The following is a 16,071-nucleotide window of genomic DNA, read 5'->3' on the forward strand; positions in this document are numbered from 1 at the left end:
GTTTTCGGTAAACTAGCGCCCATGTCCGTCTCGCCGGTTGCCATCGTGTCCACGCCTGTCGCTGTTTCCGAATCGCCCGCCGGGTCTCCGGTCCAGCCCGTCGTGCCGGTCACCGTGCGTTGGCGGGGCAGCGAGGCCTACGAGACGAGCTTCGACGCGATGCGCGCGTTCACCGACACGCGCACGGCCGACACCGGCGACGAAATCTGGGTCGTCGAGCATCCGCCCGTCTACACGCTCGGCCAGGCCGGCGACCCGGCCCACCTGCTGGTGGCCGACAGCGGCGTGCCGCTCGTGAAGGTCGACCGCGGCGGGCAAATCACCTACCACGGCCCCGGCCAGATCGTCGCCTACCTGCTGCTGGACCTGCGCCGGCGCAAGCTGATGGTGCGCACGCTCGTGACGAAGATCGAGGAGGCCGTGATCGAAACCCTCGCGGCGTATAATCTCGCTTCGGTCCGCAAGGCGGGCGCGCCGGGCATCTACGTGGCATCCGGCGTGCACGAAGGCGCGAAGATCGCGGCCCTCGGCCTGAAGATCCGCAACGGCTGCAGCTATCACGGGCTGAGCCTGAACGTGAAGATGGATCTGCGCCCGTTTCTCGCGATCAACCCGTGCGGCTATGCCGGACTGGAAACCGTCGACATGGCGAGCCTCGAGGTTGCCGCCGACTGGAACGACGTCGCCCACACGCTGGTGGGTCGTCTGATTGCCAACCTCGATGGCGCATCCGCGGCCGCCGACAAGCCGCAGGCACTGGAACATTCGAATGACTGACGTTACCGCTTCCCCCGCACCGGCCGACTCGGCCGCGACCGCTGCCTACGATCCCACCGCCAAGCAGAAGGCGCAGGCGAAGACGGCGCGCATCCCGATCAAGGTCGTTCCGATCGAGAAGCTGAAGAAGCCGGAGTGGATCCGCGTGAAGGCGGCCACCGGCAGCTCGCGCTTCAACGAGATCAAGACGATCCTGCGCGAGCACAACCTGCATACCGTGTGCGAGGAAGCGAGCTGCCCGAACATCGGCGAGTGCTTCGGCAAGGGCACCGCGACGTTCATGATCATGGGCGACAAGTGCACGCGCCGCTGCCCGTTCTGCGACGTCGGCCACGGCCGTCCCGATCCGCTCGACGCGGACGAACCGAAGAACCTCGCGCGCACGATCGCGGCGCTCAAGCTCAAGTACGTGGTGATCACGAGCGTCGACCGCGACGACCTGCGCGACGGTGGCGCCGCCCACTTCGTCGAGTGCATCCGTGAAGTGCGCGAGCAGTCGCCGGACACGCGCATCGAGATCCTGACGCCGGACTTCCGCGGCCGTCTCGACCGCGCGATCTCGATCCTGAACGCCGCGCCGCCCGACGTGATGAACCACAACCTCGAAACGGTGCCGCGCCTGTACAAGGAAGCGCGCCCGGGTTCGGACTACGCGCACTCGCTGAAGCTGCTGAAGGACTTCAAGGCGCTGCATCCGGACGTCGCGACGAAGTCGGGCCTGATGGTCGGCCTCGGCGAGACCGAAGAGGAAATCCTGCAGGTGATGCGCGACCTGCGCGCGCACGACGTCGACATGCTGACGATCGGCCAGTACCTGCAACCGTCCGAGCACCACCTGCCGGTGCGTGCGTACGTGCATCCGGATACGTTCAAGATGTACGAGGAAGAGGCGTACAAGATGGGCTTCACGCACGCGGCCGTCGGCGCGATGGTGCGTTCGAGCTATCACGCCGATCTGCAGGCGCATGGGGCCGGGGTGGTCTGAGCGTCGCGATGCCGCGATTGTCTCGCGCAGTCGAAAAAAGCCCGCAGCGATGCGGGCTTTTTCGTTGGCGCGGCGGCCATCCGCGCATGCGCACGGCAATCGTCACCCGACCGGACACGCAATCCGGTCGAGCATGGAAAGCAAAGCTGAAACGGCATCGATAGCTTCGCAGGATAAGTTCGCTCCCGCCGCGCGCAAAGCTCGTAGAGTCGGCTCTCCCGCAGCAATGCCCGCATCCCGAAGGAGAGCCGCATGTCCCGTTTCAGCTTCGTCCGCCGCGCCGTCGTCGCGCTGACCGCCTTTGCCGCGCTGGGTGCGGCGCACGCCGAATCGCGCGAGGTCGTGATCGCGTACCAGGACATGGTCGTGCCGTGGCGCTATGCGCAGGCGAGCGGTGAAGTCGAAAAGGCGACCGGCTACAAGGTCACGTTCCGCAAGCTCGACAGCGGCGCCGACGTGATCCGCGCGCTCGCGTCGGGCTCCGTGCAGCTCGGCGAGGCCGGTTCCAGCCCGATCGCGGCCGGCCTGTCGCAGGGGCTCGACATCTCGCTGTTCTGGGTGCTCGACAACATCAACGACGCCGAGGCGCTCGTCGCGCGCAACGGCTCGGGCGTCACGAACGTCGCCGGGCTGAAGGGCAAGAAGATCGGCGTGCCGTTCGTGTCGACGTCGCACTTCCATACGCTCGTCGCGCTGCAGGCCGCGGGCGTCAATCCGAACGACGTGAAGATCGTCAACCTGCGTCCGCCCGAAGTCGCGGCTGCGTGGGCGCGCGGCGACATCGACGCGACCTACATCTGGGATCCGGTGCTCGCGAAGGTCAAGCAGTCGGGCACCGTGCTCACGACGTCGGGCCAGGTTGCGAAGGAAAGCGGCAAGTCGACCTTCGACGGCTTCGTCGTGAGCCGCAAGTTCGCGCGCGAGAACCCCGAGTTCGTCACGCGCTTCGTGAAGGTGCTCGCGGCGGCAGACGCCGACTACCGCGCGCACGCTGCCGCGTGGAAGGTCGGTTCGCCGCAGGTCGCGGCGGTCGCGAAGGTGTCCGGCGCGAACGCGCAGGACGTGCCGGCCAGCCTCGCGCTCTACGCGTTCCCGACGGCGGCCGAGCAGGCTTCGCCGACGTGGCTCGGCGGCGGCGCGCAATCGGGCGCCGCGAAGTCGCTCGCGGCCACGGCCACGTTCCTCAAATCGCAAGGCACGATCCAGACGGTGCTGTCCGACTATTCGGCCGGCGTCGATCCGCAGTTCGTGCAGAAGGCCGCGCGCTGAGCGCGGCCGTTCAGCCCACTCGTCGCGGAGCCCTTCGATCATGAGCACGCTGGAAGTCCGTCAGGTATCGGTCGACTATCCCGGCGAACGCGGCCGGCCGACGACGCAGGCGCTCGCGCACGTCGACCTGCGCATCGAAGCCGGTGAATTCGTCGTCGCGCTCGGCGCGTCCGGGTGCGGGAAGACGACGCTGCTGAACTGCATGGCCGGCTTCGTCGCGCCGACGACCGGCGACGTGCGCGTCGACGGCGTGCCGGTCACGGGCCCCGGCGCCGATCGCGGTGTCGTGTTCCAGAAATACGCGTTGCTGCCGTGGCTCGACGTGCTCGAGAACGTCGCGCTCGGGTTGCGCTTCGCACGCGTGTCGAAGGCCGAACGCGAAGCGCGGGCGCGGGAGATGCTCGCGCTGGTCGGGCTCGACAAGCATGCGCACGCGCGCGTGTACGAGCTGTCGGGCGGGATGCAGCAGCGCGTCGGCATCGCGCGTGCGCTCGCGAGCGATCCGCGCGTGCTGCTGATGGACGAGCCTATGGGCGCGCTCGACGCGATGACGCGCGGCACGATGCAGGCGCTCGTGCTCGACGTGTGGGCACGCACCGGCAAGACGGTGTTCTTCATCACGCACGACGTCGAGGAGGCGCTGTTCCTCGCGACGCGTCTCGTCGTGATGACGCCCGGCCCCGGCCGGATCGCGGAAACGTTCGAATTGCCGTTCGCGCGGCGCTACGTCGAATCGCGCGATGCGCGCGCGGTGAAGTCGTCGCCGGAATTCATCGCGTGGCGCGAGCGGCTGATCGCGTATCTGCATCGCGACGAGGCGGTGGCGGAGCGCGCGTGATGCATGAGTTCGCGCGACGGGGCGCGTCCGTCGGGCGCGGCCGGATCAGTACTTTGCACAGGCAGGTCGACATGAGCACGCAGGAATCGTTGGCAGCCGATCGAGCAGCCTCGGAGTTCGGGCAGGATCAACGCGCGACGCAACAGCGTCACGCGGTGCGTCCGGCTCGCGCATCGCATCGCTACCGGTTGCCGGGGCAGGGGCGGACGGCCGCGCTCAGCGCGGCGACGGTCGCGGCGCTGGCCGTGCTGTGGTGGGTCGCGACGCACCGGCAGTGGTTGCCGCCGCTGTTCCTGCCCGCGCCGGAAGCGGTATGGGCCGCGTTCGTCGACGCGTGGCATGGCCGCATCCAGGGCGGCCTGCCGTTGTCGGAGCATTTGTTGTGGAGCGCCGCGCGCGTGTTCGGCGCCTTCGTGTTCGCCACTGCGATCGGCGTGCCGGCCGGGATCCTGATGGGCGTGAGCCGCATCGCGCGCGGCGTGCTCGATCCGCTGCTGGAGTTCTACCGGCCGCTGCCGCCGCTCGCGTATCTGCCGCTCGTCGTGATCTGGTTCGGCATCGACGAGACGGCGAAGCTCGTCGTGATCTTCCTCGCATGCTTCGCGCCGATCGCGATGGCCGCCCGTGCCGGCGTGCGCGCGGCAACCGTCGAGCAGATCAACGCCGCGTATTCGCTCGGCGGCAGCTTCGCGCAGATCGTGCGCCATGTCGTGCTGCCGGCGGCGCTGCCGGAAATCCTCACCGGCTTGCGGATCGCGATCGGATTCGGCTGGACGACGCTGGTCGCGGCCGAAATGGTCGCCGCGACGGCCGGGCTCGGGCAGATGGTACTCAACGCGTCGAGCTTCCTGCGTACCGATCTCGTCGTGATGGGGATCCTGATCATCGGCGCGATCGCATGGCTGTTCGATCTCGCGATGCGGTGGGTCGAGCGGCGGGTGGTGCCGTGGAAGGGGCGGGGGTGATGCCCGGATGAGACCCGCGGGCGGCGCATGCGCACCGCCCGTGCCGGTCGTGCCAGTCGCGTCACTCGCCCATCGCGACGCCTTCCCGCCGCGGGTCGGCCCCGCCGAACCACACCGTTTGCCCCTGCACGTTCAGCCGCTGGATCCCCTGCAGTCCCGAATTCATCTCGACGACCCGCACGTCGTGCCCGCGCCCTTTCAACCCGTCGACGAGCGCGTCCGACACGCGGCCGCGTTCGAGCTGCGTCGGCCCGTTCATCGACCCGACGTTCGGCAGCGCGATCGCCTGCTGCATCGTCATCCCCCAGTCCATCACGCCGATCATCGTCTTCGCGACGTGGTTGATGATCGCGGGGCCGCCGGCCGAGCCGACGATCATCGTCACCTGCTTCGTCTTCTGGTCGAACACGAGTTCGGGCGACATCGACGAGCGCGGCCGCTTGCCTGGCTGCACGCGGTTCGCGACCGGCCGCCCGTTCTCGTTCGACACGAACGAGAAATCGGTCAACTGGTTGTTCAACATGAACCCGCGCACCATCAGCCGCGAACCGAACGCGTCCTCGACGCTGGTCGTCATCGACAGCGCCTGGCCGTAGCGGTCGACGATCGCGATGTCGGACGTCGACGGCAATTCGGGGCTGCGGTCGTCGGCCAGCGCGAGCGTCGCGCCCTGCGGCGTGCCGGCCTGCGCGACGCCCATGCTGGTGTCGCCGATCAGGCGCGCGCGCTGCGCGAGATAGGTCCGGTCGACGAGGCTCGCCCAGCTGCCGCCCGGCAGCGGCGCGAAATCCGGATCGGCGACGTAGCGCGCCCGGTCCGCATACGCGAGGCGTCCCGCTTCGCTGAACAGGTGCGCGGCGAACGGCGTCGGCTCGTAGCCGACTTCGTTGCGCACCGGCTTCTGCGCGCCGATCTGCTGCCAGTCGGGCATCGCCTCGAGGATGCCGAGCATCTGCGCGATCGCGAGGCCGCCCGACGACGGCGGCGGCATCCCGCACACCACCGAGCGCCGGTAGTCGGTGCACAGCGGCGCCCGCACCTTCGCCTTGTAGCGCGCGAGATCCTGCAGCGACAGCAGGCCCGGATTGGTCGGGTGCTTGCGCACCTTCGTGACGATGTCGCGCGCGATCGCACCGGTGTAGAACGCATTCGCGCCGCGATCGGCAACCTGGCGCAGCACGGTCGCGAGCGCGGGGTTTTTCAGCACCGTGCCGGCCGCCTTCGGCGTGCCGTCCTTGTTGTAGAAGTACGCACGCGCGGCCGGGTCGTTCATCAGGTACTTGTCGTTCGCGATCAGCATCGCGAGGCGCGGGCTGATCGTGAAGCCGTGCTCGGCGAGCCGGATCGCGGGCTGGAACAGCCGGCGCCACGGCAGCTTGCCGTGCGCGCGGTGCGCGGCGTCGAGCATCCGCAGCACGCCCGGCGTGCCGACCGAACGGCCGCCCACGACACCTTCGTAGAAGCCCATCGGCTGGCCGGTCGGGCCGTAGAACAGCCGGTCGGTCGCGGCGGCCGGCGCGGTCTCGCGGCCGTCGTACGCCTGCGTCGCACGGCCGTCGAAGTACAGCATGAACGCGCCGCCACCGAGCCCCGACGATTGCGGCTCGACGAGCGCGAGCACCATCTGCGTGGCGATCGCCGCGTCGATCGCGGTGCCGCCGGCCTTCAGCATCTCGTAGCCGGCCTGCGTGGCGAGCGGGTTCGCGGCCGCGATCATGAAGCGCTGCGAGGTCCAGCCCGGCTTGTCGGTCCAGCCGGACGCCAGTTCGGGCGCGTGAACGCCGGGCAGCGGCACCGCGGCGCCCGATGCGGCAGCGACCGGGACGACGGCGCCCGACGGCGCGGACGGCGATGTGCAGCCGGCGCCGAACGTGACGAGCGCGACGAGCGCGAGCGTGGCGACGAGCGTCCGGGGACGCAAATGCGGACGGATCCGGTCGAACATTGAAACCCTCGGCAACAGTGAATTCGAAGGAGGCGGCGTGTGCGCGGCACGCGCTCCGCACGGACGGCGCGCTATTGTCGCCGTGCGGCCGGCGGATTGTCATCCGACAGGAAACCCTGACGCATCCCGCCGGGCCCGCCCCGGCCGGCCTTTCCGGCCTGTTCGAGGATGAACTCTATGAACGTCGCGGTCGCACGCGTGTGGTGCCGGTTCGGCATGTAGAGCATGTACATGTGCGTGCCGAAGATGCTGAGACGATACGCGTCGAGCGACGTGACGACCGTGCCGCGCCGCATGTCGTCCTGCATCACGTAGTCGGGCACGATGCCGACGCCGATCCCGGCGAGGATCGCCTGGCGCAGGAACAGGAAGTTCTCCGAAATCAGCGTGGGCTCGAGCAGCACCTCGTGGCGCTCGTCGCCGAGGTACGCGGCGATCCGCAGCTGCCGCCCCAGCACCGTCGCGGTGACGACCGGCGCGGCGGCCAGCGCGCCGAGGCTCGCGGGCATGCCGTGCGCGGCCGCGAACGCGGGCGACGCGCACGCGACGTAGCGCACCGCGCCCATGTCGCGCGCGACGAGATTCTGCGGCGGCTCGGACATCACGCGGATCGCGATATCGACTTCGTCGCGCATCAGGTCCTCCACGCGATTCTCGAACACCACGTCGAGCACGATGCCCGGATGCCGCCGCTTGAACGCGAGCAGCCAGTCGGACATCACCATCTGCCCATAGCCGCTCGGCACCGACAGCCGCACGCGGCCCTGCAGGTCCTGGCCGAGCGTCGTCACCGATTCCTGCGCGGCGAGCAGTTCGTTGCGGATGCGCCGGCCGTGCTCGTACAGCTTCAGCCCGATTTCGGTCGGCTCGATGCGGCGCGTCGTGCGGCGCACGAGCTGCTGGCCGATCGAGCGCTCGAGCTGGTTCAGCCGGTAGCTGACGTTCGCGCGGCTCATCTTGAGCCGCTGCGCGGCCTTGCTCAGGTTGCCCGCGTCGAGGATCTCGACGAGCAGCGTCAGCGCGTTCAGGTCCATGCCCGGTGTCTCCTGATCCGTCCCGCTTAAGGACCCGAAGCGGTCCGAAAGCATTCAATGTCAAGCCAGACTTGACAGCTTGTAAAGCCGGGCGGGAATTGTCAATGAATCTCGATCAATCGAGAATCGAGTCATGCCCGGCACATGCGCCGGATCGTTTCCCGCCGCGCGGGATCGGGAAGCTGCGCCGCTCGCCGGCCTGGCGACCGGTCCCGCCCGCATGGCGCACCGCAATGGAGACACGATGAATTCAACCGCTTCCCCCGAACCCGCCCAGACCGGCACCGTCGCGCGCGAACGGCGCGACAAGGTGCTCGTCGTCACGATCGACCATCCGCCCGTCAACGCGCTGTCCGCCGATGTGCGGCGCGGCCTCGCCGACGCGCTCGACGCCGCGCAGGCCGACGCCGCGATCCGCGCGGTGCTGATCGTCGGCGCCGGCCGCAACTTCATCGCGGGCGCCGACATCCGCGAATTCGGCAAGCCGCCCGTGCCGCCGTCGCTGCCCGACGTCTGCGAGCGGATCGAGTCGAGTGCGAAGCCGGTCGTGGTGGCGCTGCACGGCGCGACGCTCGGCGGCGGCCTCGAAGTCGCGCTCGCCGCGCATTACCGGCTCGCGGTGCCCGGCGCGAAGCTCGGGCTGCCCGAAGTCACCCTTGGCCTGCTGCCCGGCGCGGGCGGCACGCAGCGCGCGCCGCGCCTGATCGGCGCGCAGGCCGCGCTCGACCTGATGCTGACGGGGCGTCACGCGAGCGCCGACGAAGCGCTCGCGCTCGGCCTCGTCGATCGCGTCGCGCACAGCGACGACACGCTCGCCGAAGGCCTCGCCTATGCGCAGGAACTCGTGTCGCTCGGCGCGCCGGCTCGGCGCACGCGCGACGCGCAGGGGCTCGCCGACCGCGCGGCCGCGCAGGCCGCGATCGACGCGGCGCGCGCCGAGTTGCCGAAGAAGTCGCGCGGCCTGTTCTCGCCGGCGAAGATCGTCGACGCGGTCGAGGCCGCGCTCACGCTGTCGTTCGACGCGGGGATGAAGCTCGAACGCAGCCTGTTCCTGCAGTGCGTCGACAGCCCGCAGCGCGCGGGCCTCGTGCACGCGTTCTTCGCGGAACGCGAGGCCGCGAAGGCGCCCGAGGCGCGCCGCGCGAGCGCGCGTCCGGTCGAGCGGATCGGCGTGGTCGGCGGCGGCACGATGGGCGCGGGCATCGCGGTCGCGGCACTCGACGCCGGGTTGCCGGTGACGATGATCGAACGCGACGAAGCGTCGCTCGCGCGCGGCCGCGCGCATGTCGAGAAGGTGTACGACGGGCTCGTCGCGAAGGGGCGGATGACGCCGGCCGCGCACGCGGCGCGGCTCGCGCGCTTCAAGGGCAGCACGTCGTACGACGCGCTCGCGCAGGCCGACGTCGTGATCGAGGCGGTGTTCGAGGACATGGCCGTGAAAAAGGCGGTGTTCGCCGAGCTCGCGCGCGCGTGCAAGCCGGGCGCGGTGCTCGCGACCAACACGTCGTATCTCGACATCGACGAGCTCGCCGCCGGCATCGACCGGCCGGCCGACGTGATCGGCCTGCATTTCTTCTCGCCGGCGAACGTGATGAAGCTGCTCGAGATCGTCGTGCCGGCGCGCGTCGCCGATGACGTCGTCGCGACCGCGTTCGCGCTGGCCAAACAGCTGAAAAAGACGCCGGTGCGCGCCGGCGTGTGCGACGGCTTCATCGGCAACCGGATCCTCGCCGTCTATCGCACCGCGGCCGACTACCTGATGGAGGACGGCGCATCGCCGTACCAGATCGATCGCGTAGTGCGCGAATTCGGCTTCCCGATGGGGCCGTTCCAGGTCGTCGACCTCGCGGGCGGCGACATCGGCTGGGCGACCCGCAAGCGCCGCGCGGCCACGCGCGACCCGCGCGCGCGCTACGTGGAGATTTCCGACCGGCTGTGCGAGCGCGGCTGGTTCGGCCAGAAGACGGGGCGCGGCTACTACCTGTATCCGGACGGCGCGCGCGTCGGCATGCCGGACCCGGAAGTCGAGGCAATCGTCGCCGACGAACGCGCGAAGAAGGGCATCGCACCGCGCACGTTCACCGACGACGAGATCCTGCGCCGCTACCTTGCCGCGATGATCAACGAAGGCGCGAACGTCGTGCACGAGAAGATCGCGCTGCGCCCGCTCGACGTCGACGCGGTGTTCCTGTACGGCTACGGCTTCCCGCGCCATCGCGGCGGCCCGATGCACTACGCGGACACGGTCGGCCTCGCGAACGTGCTCGCCGACATCCGCGCGTTCGCGCAGGAGGATCCGCTGTTCTGGAAACCGTCGCCGCTGCTCGTCGAGCTGGTCGGGCGCGGCGCGGATTTCGCGAGCCTGAACCGTATCGACTGAACGCCCACCGCATTCGCAACGGACCCACGATGGACCTCAATTTCACTCCCGAAGAGGAAGCGTTCCGCACCGAAGTGCAGCGCTTCCTCGCCGCCGAACTGCCCGCGCGCACCGCGCGCAAGGTGAAGGGCGGCCTGCACCTGACGCGCGACGACATGCGCGAATGGCACGCAATCCTGAACGCCCGCGGCTGGCTCGCGAGCCACTGGCCGCGCGAATACGGCGGCCCCGGCTGGAGCGTCGCGCAGAAGTTCCTGTTCGACAACGAATGCGCGCTCGCCGGTGCGCCGCGCATCGTGCCGTTCGGCGTCAACATGCTTGGGCCCGTGCTGATCAAGTACGGCAGCGAAGCGCAGCAGCGCCACTGGCTGCCGCGCATTCTCGACGGCACCGACTGGTGGTGCCAGGGCTATTCGGAGCCGGGCGCCGGTTCCGACCTCGCATCGGTGAAGACGAGCGCGGTGCGCGATGGCGATCACTACGTCGTCAACGGCCAGAAGACGTGGACCACGCTCGGCCACTACGCGAACATGATCTTCTGCCTCGTGCGCACCGCGACCGACGTGCGCAAGCAGGAGGGCATCAGCTTCCTGCTGATCGACATGAACACGCCGGGCGTCGAGGTGCGCCCGATCATCACGCTCGACGGCGAGCACGAGGTGAACGAAGTGTTCTTCACCGACGTGCGCGTGCCCGTGGCGAACCTGGTCGGCGAAGAAAACCGCGGCTGGACCTGCGCGAAATACCTGCTCACGTACGAGCGCACCAACATCGCCGGGATCGGCTTCTCGACGGCCGCGCTCGAGCGGCTGCGCGCGGTGGCCGCGAAGGTCACGAAGAACGGCCGGCCGCTCGCCGACGATCCGTTCTTCGCGGCGCGCATCGCGCGCGTCGAGATCGAACTCGAGAACATGCGCACGACCAACCTGCGCGTGCTCGCCGCGGTCGCGGGCGGCGGCGTGCCGGGCGCGGAAAGCTCGATGCTGAAGATCCGCGGCACGCAGATCCGCCAGGAGATCACCGCGCTGATGCGCCGCGCGATGGGGCCGTACGCGCAGCCGTTCGTCGACGCAGCACTCGATGCCGATTACGACGGCGAGCCGGTCGGCCCGGACGAGGCCGCGAGCGCCGCGCAGCAGTACTTCAACAACCGCAAGCTGTCGATCTTCGGCGGCTCGAACGAGATCCAGAAGAACATCATCGCGAAGATGATGCTCGGGCTGTAACGAGGGACGCGACGATGGATTTCCAGCACACAGAAGACCGCCGGATGCTGGCGGACACGTTGAACCGCTTCATCACCGAACGGTATGCGTTCCCGGTGCGCGACCGCATCGCGCAGTCGGCCGAAGGCTTCGATCGCGCGATGTGGCGGCGCTTCGCCGAGCTCGGCGCGGTCGGCGCGCTGTTTTCCGAAGCCGACGGCGGCTTCGGCGGCGCGGGTTTCGACATCGCCGTGGTGTTCGAATGCCTCGGCCGCGGGCTCGTGGTCGAGCCGTTCCTCGGCACGCTGCTCGCGGGTCGCGCGCTGGCGCTGGCCGGCGGCGACGCGCATCGCGCGCGGCTGGCCGCGCTGATCGACGGCAGCGCGAGCGCCGCGTTCGCGCACGACGAGCCGGGCTCGCACTACGAACTGACGACCGTGCGCACGCGCGCCGAGCGTGCCGGCGACGGCTGGGTGCTGACGGGCGCGAAAGGCGTCGTCGACCAGGCCGCGCAGGCGGCGTTCTTCGTCGTCAGCGCGCGCGTGTCCGGTCAGGACGACGACGCGGCCGGCATCGGCCTGTTCGTCGTGCCGGCCGACGCGCCGGGCGTGTCGCTGCGGGACTACAAGAAGATCGACGGCGGCCGCGCGGCCGAGGTGCGCTTCGAGCGCGTCGTGCTGCCGGGCGATGCGGCGCTCGCCGTGCCGGAAACGCAAGACGACGAAGCAGGCGCCGCATTGCTCGAACACGTGCTCGGCTACGGGCTGCTCGCGCTGTCGGCGGAGGCGCTCGGCGCGATGGACGTCGCGAAGGAAGCGACGCTCGACTACCTGCGCACGCGCAAGCAGTTCGGCATGCCGATCGGCAGCTTCCAGGCGCTGCAGCACCGGATGGCCGACCTGCTGCTCGAAGTCGAGCAGGCGCGCTCGGCGGTGATCAACGCGGCCGCGCAGCTCGATGCGCCGCGCGCGGTGCGCGAACGCGCGCTCGCGGCGGCCAAGTACACCATCGGCCGGATCGGCACGCTGGTCGCCGAGGAGAGCATCCAGCTGCACGGCGGGATCGGGATGACGTGGGAGCTGCCGCTGTCGCATTACGCGAAGCGGCTCGTGATGATCGATCACCAGCTCGGCGACGAGGATCACCATCTCGCGCGCTACATCGCGCTGTCGAAACAATAAAGACGAACGACGCGAATGGAGGAGACAAGGATGACGAACGAATCGCGCGCGTTGCCGCTGGCCGGCGTGAAGGTGCTCGATTTCTCGCGCGTGCTGGCAGGCCCGTGGTGCGCGATGGTGCTTGCCGATTTCGGCGCGGAAGTGATCAAGGTCGAGCATCCGGCGCGCGGCGACGACACGCGCGACTGGGGCTTGCGGATCGGCGACACCGAAACGACCTACTTCAACAGCGTGAACCGAAGCAAGCGCTCGATCTGTCTCGACCTGCAGACCGACGAAGGGCGGCGGCTCGCGCGCGAGCTGGCCGCGCAGGCCGACGTGGTGCTGCACAACTTCAAGTTCGGCGGCGCGGAAAAACTCGGGCTCGGCTACGACGCGCTGGCCGCGCTCAATCCCCGGCTCGTGCATTGCGCGATTTCGGGCTACGACCGCTCGGGCCCGGAAGCCGCGCGGCCCGGCTACGACCTCGTCGTGCAGGGCGAGGCCGGGCTGATGGCGCTGAACGGCGAGGCCGGCCAGCCGCCGCTGAAATTCGGTGTCGCGGCGGTCGACCTGTTCACCGGCATGTATTCGGCGCAGGCGGTCCTCGCCGCGCTGTACGAGCGTCATGCGACGGGGCGCGGGCGGCGCATCGAGATGGCGCTGTTCGACTGCGGGCTGATGATCACCGCGTACTACGGGCTCGATGCGCTGCTGATGGGCGAGGATCCGCCGCGCTACGGCAATGCGCATCCGTCGATCGTGCCGTATGGCGTGTTCGACGCGGCCGACGGCCCGCTCGTGATCACGGTCGGCAACAACACGCAGTTCGCGCGTTTCTGCGATGCGATCGAGCGGCCCGACCTCGCCGCGGACGAACGCTACAAGACCAATCTCGGCCGCTCGGAGAACCGCGCCGCGCTGCTGCCGGAGATTCGCGGCGAACTTGCGCGGCGGCCGCGCGCGAAGCTGCTCGCGGCGCTCGCCGCCGGCGGCATTCCGTGCGGCGAAGTGCTCGGGCTGCACGAGGCGCTGACCTCCGAGCGCGCGACCCGGGCGGGGCTCGTCACGCGGCAGCCGCACCCGGTCGCGGGCGGCGTCGACGTGCTGGCGCCGCCGTATCGCTTCGACGGTGCGCGGCTGCCGGTGCGCGGCGCGCCGCCGGTGCTCGGCGCGGATACGGACGACGTGCTCGGCGGCTGGCTCGGGATGTCGGCGGACGAGGTCGCGCGACTGCGCGCGGATCGCGTCGTGTAACGCATTGACGTGCCGCCACGGCGCGGGCGGATCGATGGGCGCGCCGGCCATCCACAAGACACTTCTCGCGAAACGACGAGGAGACATTGGAGACACCATGGAGCTTTCCGTCATCGAATCGGTCACGGCGCGCCGTGACTACCAGCAGCTCGTGCGCGCACGGCGCCGCTTCAGCTTCACGCTCACGGCACTGATGATCGCCACGTACTACGGCTTCATCCTGCTCGTCGCGCTCGCGCCGCACGTGCTTGCGGCGCCGCTGTACCGCGGTGCGACGACCACGGTCGGGATCGCCGCGGGCGTCGCGATCATCCTGGTCGCGATCGGGCTGACCGCGTGCTACGTGCTGCGCGCGAACCGTGCGTTCGACCGCCGCGTCGACGCGATCCTGCAGCGTTCGTGACGGAGGCCGACATGCGACGCACTTCGAGCGCGCTCGGCGCGCTGGCCGTTCTCGTTTCCTCCACCGCGCACGCGACCGGCGTCGCGGGCCCGATGCCCGACAAGGTCGAGCTGAACCCGGTGGCGATCGCGATGTTCTTCGCGTTCGTGTTCGCGACGCTCGCGCTCACGCGCTGGGCCGCGCGCCGCACGCGTTCGACGCGCGACTTCTACACGGCCGGCGGCGGTATCACCGGGCTGCAGAACGGGCTCGCGATCGCGGGCGACTACATGTCGGCCGCGTCGTTCCTCGGGCTCTCCGGGATGGTGTTCATGTTCGGCTTCGACGGGCTGATCTACTCGATCGGCTTCCTGGTCGGCTGGCCGTTCGTGATGTTCCTGATCGCCGAGCCGCTGCGCAACCTCGGCAAGTTCACGTTCGTCGACGTGGTCGCGTACCGCTTCGCGCAGCGGCCGATCCGGCTCCTGACGTCCGCGAACGCGCTGACGATCGTCGTGCTGTACCTGGTCGTGCAGATGGTCGGCGCGGGCAAGCTGATCCAGCTGCTGTTCGGGCTGTCGTACGGCACGGCCGAGCTGATCGTCGGCGTGCTGATGGTCGTCTACGTGTTCTTCGGCGGGATGACCGCGACCACCTGGGTGCAGGTGATCAAGGCCGTGCTGCTGCTGTGCGGCGCGACGCTGCTCGTCCTGCTCGCGCTCGCCGAATTCGGCTTCAGCGTCGATGAGATGTTCCGTCGCGCGGTGGCCGTGCATCCGGGCGCGCTGTCGATCATGGGGCCCGGCAAGCTGATCCGCGATCCGGCCAACGCGCTGTCGCTCGGCATCGCGCTGATGTTCGGCACGGCCGGCTTCCCGCACATCCTGATGCGCTTCTTCACGGTGCCGAACGCGAAGGAGGCGCGCAAGTCGGTGCTCTACGCGACCGGCTTCATCGGCTATTTCTATCTGCTGACGTTCGTGATCGGCTTCTCGGCGATCGTGCTGCTCGCGCAGCATCCGGAATTCTTCCGGCTCGGCGCGAACGGCACGTTCAACCTGACGCACGACCTGCTCGGCGGCTCGAACATGGTCGCCGTGAAGCTCGCGCAGGCGGTCGGCGGCAACTGGTTCTACGGCTTCATTGCGGCCGTCACGTTCGCGACGATCCTCGCGGTGGTCGCCGGGCTGACGCTCGCCGGCGCGACCACGATCTCGCACGACCTGTATGCGCAGATGTGGGCGCGCGGCAAACCTGACGAGCGGCTGGAAATGCGCATCTCGCGCGCGGCGACGATCGGCTTGTCCGCGGTCGCGATCGCGCTGTCGATCCTGTTCGAGCACGTCAACGTCGCGTTCATGGTCGGCCTCGTCGCGGCGGTGGCTGCCAGCGCCAATTTCCCGGTGCTCGCGATGTCGATCTTCTGGCGCGGGATGACGACGCGCGGCGCGGTGCTCGGCGGCGGCCTCGGCCTCGCGTCGGCGGTGGCGCTGACGGTGCTGTCGAAGTCGGTGTGGGTCGACGTGCTGCACCACGCGCACGCGCCGGTGTTTCTCGACAACCCGGCGCTCGTGTCGGTGCCGCTCGCGTTCGTCGGGATCGTCGTCGGCTCGTTCGCGGACCGCGGCGAGCGCGCGCGTCGCGAGCGCGACGCGTTCGCGCAGCAGGAGTTCTATGCGCAGACGGGCGTGCTGGCCGGTGAAGCCGTGCAGCATTGATTCGTCTGATGAAACGATCGCTCCGTCCGGATCGCCGGACGGATATTTTCCGGAAATCCGGAATCCCGGATTTCCTTGCCTGCCGCATTATGAGAAATACAATGAAAACAACGGCTTGAGGGGCTCCGGAAACCTGGCATCGACCTTGCGATATAA

The 16,071-nt window shown here is 69.3% G+C and carries 13 protein-coding genes; 11 read left to right on the top strand and 2 right to left on the bottom strand.

Annotation, left to right across the window (positions count from 1 at the left end; genetic code table 11):
- Positions 1-21: 21 nt before the first annotated feature.
- The 5 genes from lipB to DIE16_RS20910 all read left to right on the top strand — a co-directional run bounded on the left by lipB (position 22) and on the right by DIE16_RS20910 (position 4,834).
- Positions 22-777: a lipoyl(octanoyl) transferase LipB gene (gene lipB / locus DIE16_RS20890; RefSeq protein ID WP_124571346.1), complete on the top strand. Its 756-nt coding sequence runs from the start codon at positions 22-24 to the stop codon at positions 775-777.
- The gene (gene lipA / locus DIE16_RS20895) at positions 770-1,762 is read left to right on the top strand and encodes a lipoyl synthase (RefSeq protein WP_124486554.1); all 993 of its coding nucleotides are present in this window, start codon (positions 770-772) and stop codon (positions 1,760-1,762) included. Before lipB ends, lipA begins: the two co-directional genes overlap by 8 nt.
- Before the next feature lie 252 nt (positions 1,763-2,014).
- Positions 2,015-3,031 carry a taurine ABC transporter substrate-binding protein gene (gene tauA, locus DIE16_RS20900; protein ID WP_124486550.1) on the top strand — a complete coding sequence of 339 codons (1,017 nt, stop codon included), beginning with the start codon at positions 2,015-2,017 and terminating at the stop codon, positions 3,029-3,031.
- 40 nt (positions 3,032-3,071) lie between these two features.
- Positions 3,072-3,869: a taurine ABC transporter ATP-binding protein gene (locus DIE16_RS20905; protein WP_124666506.1), complete on the top strand. Its 798-nt coding sequence runs from the start codon at positions 3,072-3,074 to the stop codon at positions 3,867-3,869.
- The gene (locus DIE16_RS20910; RefSeq protein WP_124893346.1) at positions 3,869-4,834 is read left to right on the top strand and encodes an ABC transporter permease subunit; all 966 of its coding nucleotides are present in this window, start codon (positions 3,869-3,871) and stop codon (positions 4,832-4,834) included. The genes DIE16_RS20905 and DIE16_RS20910 overlap by 1 nt, the downstream gene beginning before the upstream one ends.
- 61 nt (positions 4,835-4,895) lie before the next feature.
- On the opposite strand, the gene ggt is transcribed toward DIE16_RS20910, so the two are convergent.
- The gene (gene ggt, locus DIE16_RS20915) at positions 4,896-6,779 is read right to left on the bottom strand and encodes a gamma-glutamyltransferase (RefSeq protein ID WP_124893332.1); all 1,884 of its coding nucleotides are present in this window, start codon (positions 6,777-6,779) and stop codon (positions 4,896-4,898) included.
- A 71-nt stretch (positions 6,780-6,850) separates the two neighbouring features.
- On the bottom strand, positions 6,851-7,813 hold the full coding sequence (locus tag DIE16_RS20920) for a LysR family transcriptional regulator (RefSeq protein ID WP_124893333.1): 963 nt from the start codon (positions 7,811-7,813) through the stop codon (positions 6,851-6,853).
- A 244-nt stretch (positions 7,814-8,057) separates the two neighbouring features.
- Between DIE16_RS20920 and DIE16_RS20925 the strand changes: the two genes are divergently transcribed.
- From DIE16_RS20925 to DIE16_RS20950, 6 genes are all read left to right on the top strand, one after another.
- On the top strand, positions 8,058-10,193 hold the full coding sequence (locus tag DIE16_RS20925; RefSeq protein ID WP_124893334.1) for a 3-hydroxyacyl-CoA dehydrogenase NAD-binding domain-containing protein: 2,136 nt from the start codon (positions 8,058-8,060) through the stop codon (positions 10,191-10,193).
- Positions 10,194-10,222: 29 nt separating this feature from the next.
- A complete protein-coding gene (locus DIE16_RS20930) occupies positions 10,223-11,419 on the top strand; it encodes an acyl-CoA dehydrogenase family protein (protein WP_044846745.1) in 1,197 nt (398 codons plus the stop codon).
- 14 nt (positions 11,420-11,433) lie between these two features.
- A complete protein-coding gene (locus DIE16_RS20935) occupies positions 11,434-12,579 on the top strand; it encodes an acyl-CoA dehydrogenase family protein (protein ID WP_124571341.1) in 1,146 nt (381 codons plus the stop codon).
- Positions 12,580-12,609: 30 nt separating this feature from the next.
- Positions 12,610-13,815, top strand: a complete 1,206-nt coding sequence (locus DIE16_RS20940) for a CaiB/BaiF CoA-transferase family protein (RefSeq protein ID WP_124893335.1) — start codon at positions 12,610-12,612, stop codon at positions 13,813-13,815.
- A 97-nt stretch (positions 13,816-13,912) separates the two neighbouring features.
- The gene (locus DIE16_RS20945; protein WP_014895931.1) at positions 13,913-14,218 is read left to right on the top strand and encodes a DUF485 domain-containing protein; all 306 of its coding nucleotides are present in this window, start codon (positions 13,913-13,915) and stop codon (positions 14,216-14,218) included.
- An 11-nt stretch (positions 14,219-14,229) separates the two neighbouring features.
- Positions 14,230-15,915, top strand: coding sequence for a cation acetate symporter (locus DIE16_RS20950; RefSeq protein WP_124520697.1), 1,686 nt, complete (start codon positions 14,230-14,232; stop codon positions 15,913-15,915).
- Positions 15,916-16,071: the final 156 nt, after the last annotated feature.

This window comes from Burkholderia sp. Bp9090 (assembly GCF_003857985.1).
Classification (GTDB): Bacteria; Pseudomonadota; Gammaproteobacteria; order Burkholderiales; family Burkholderiaceae; genus Burkholderia.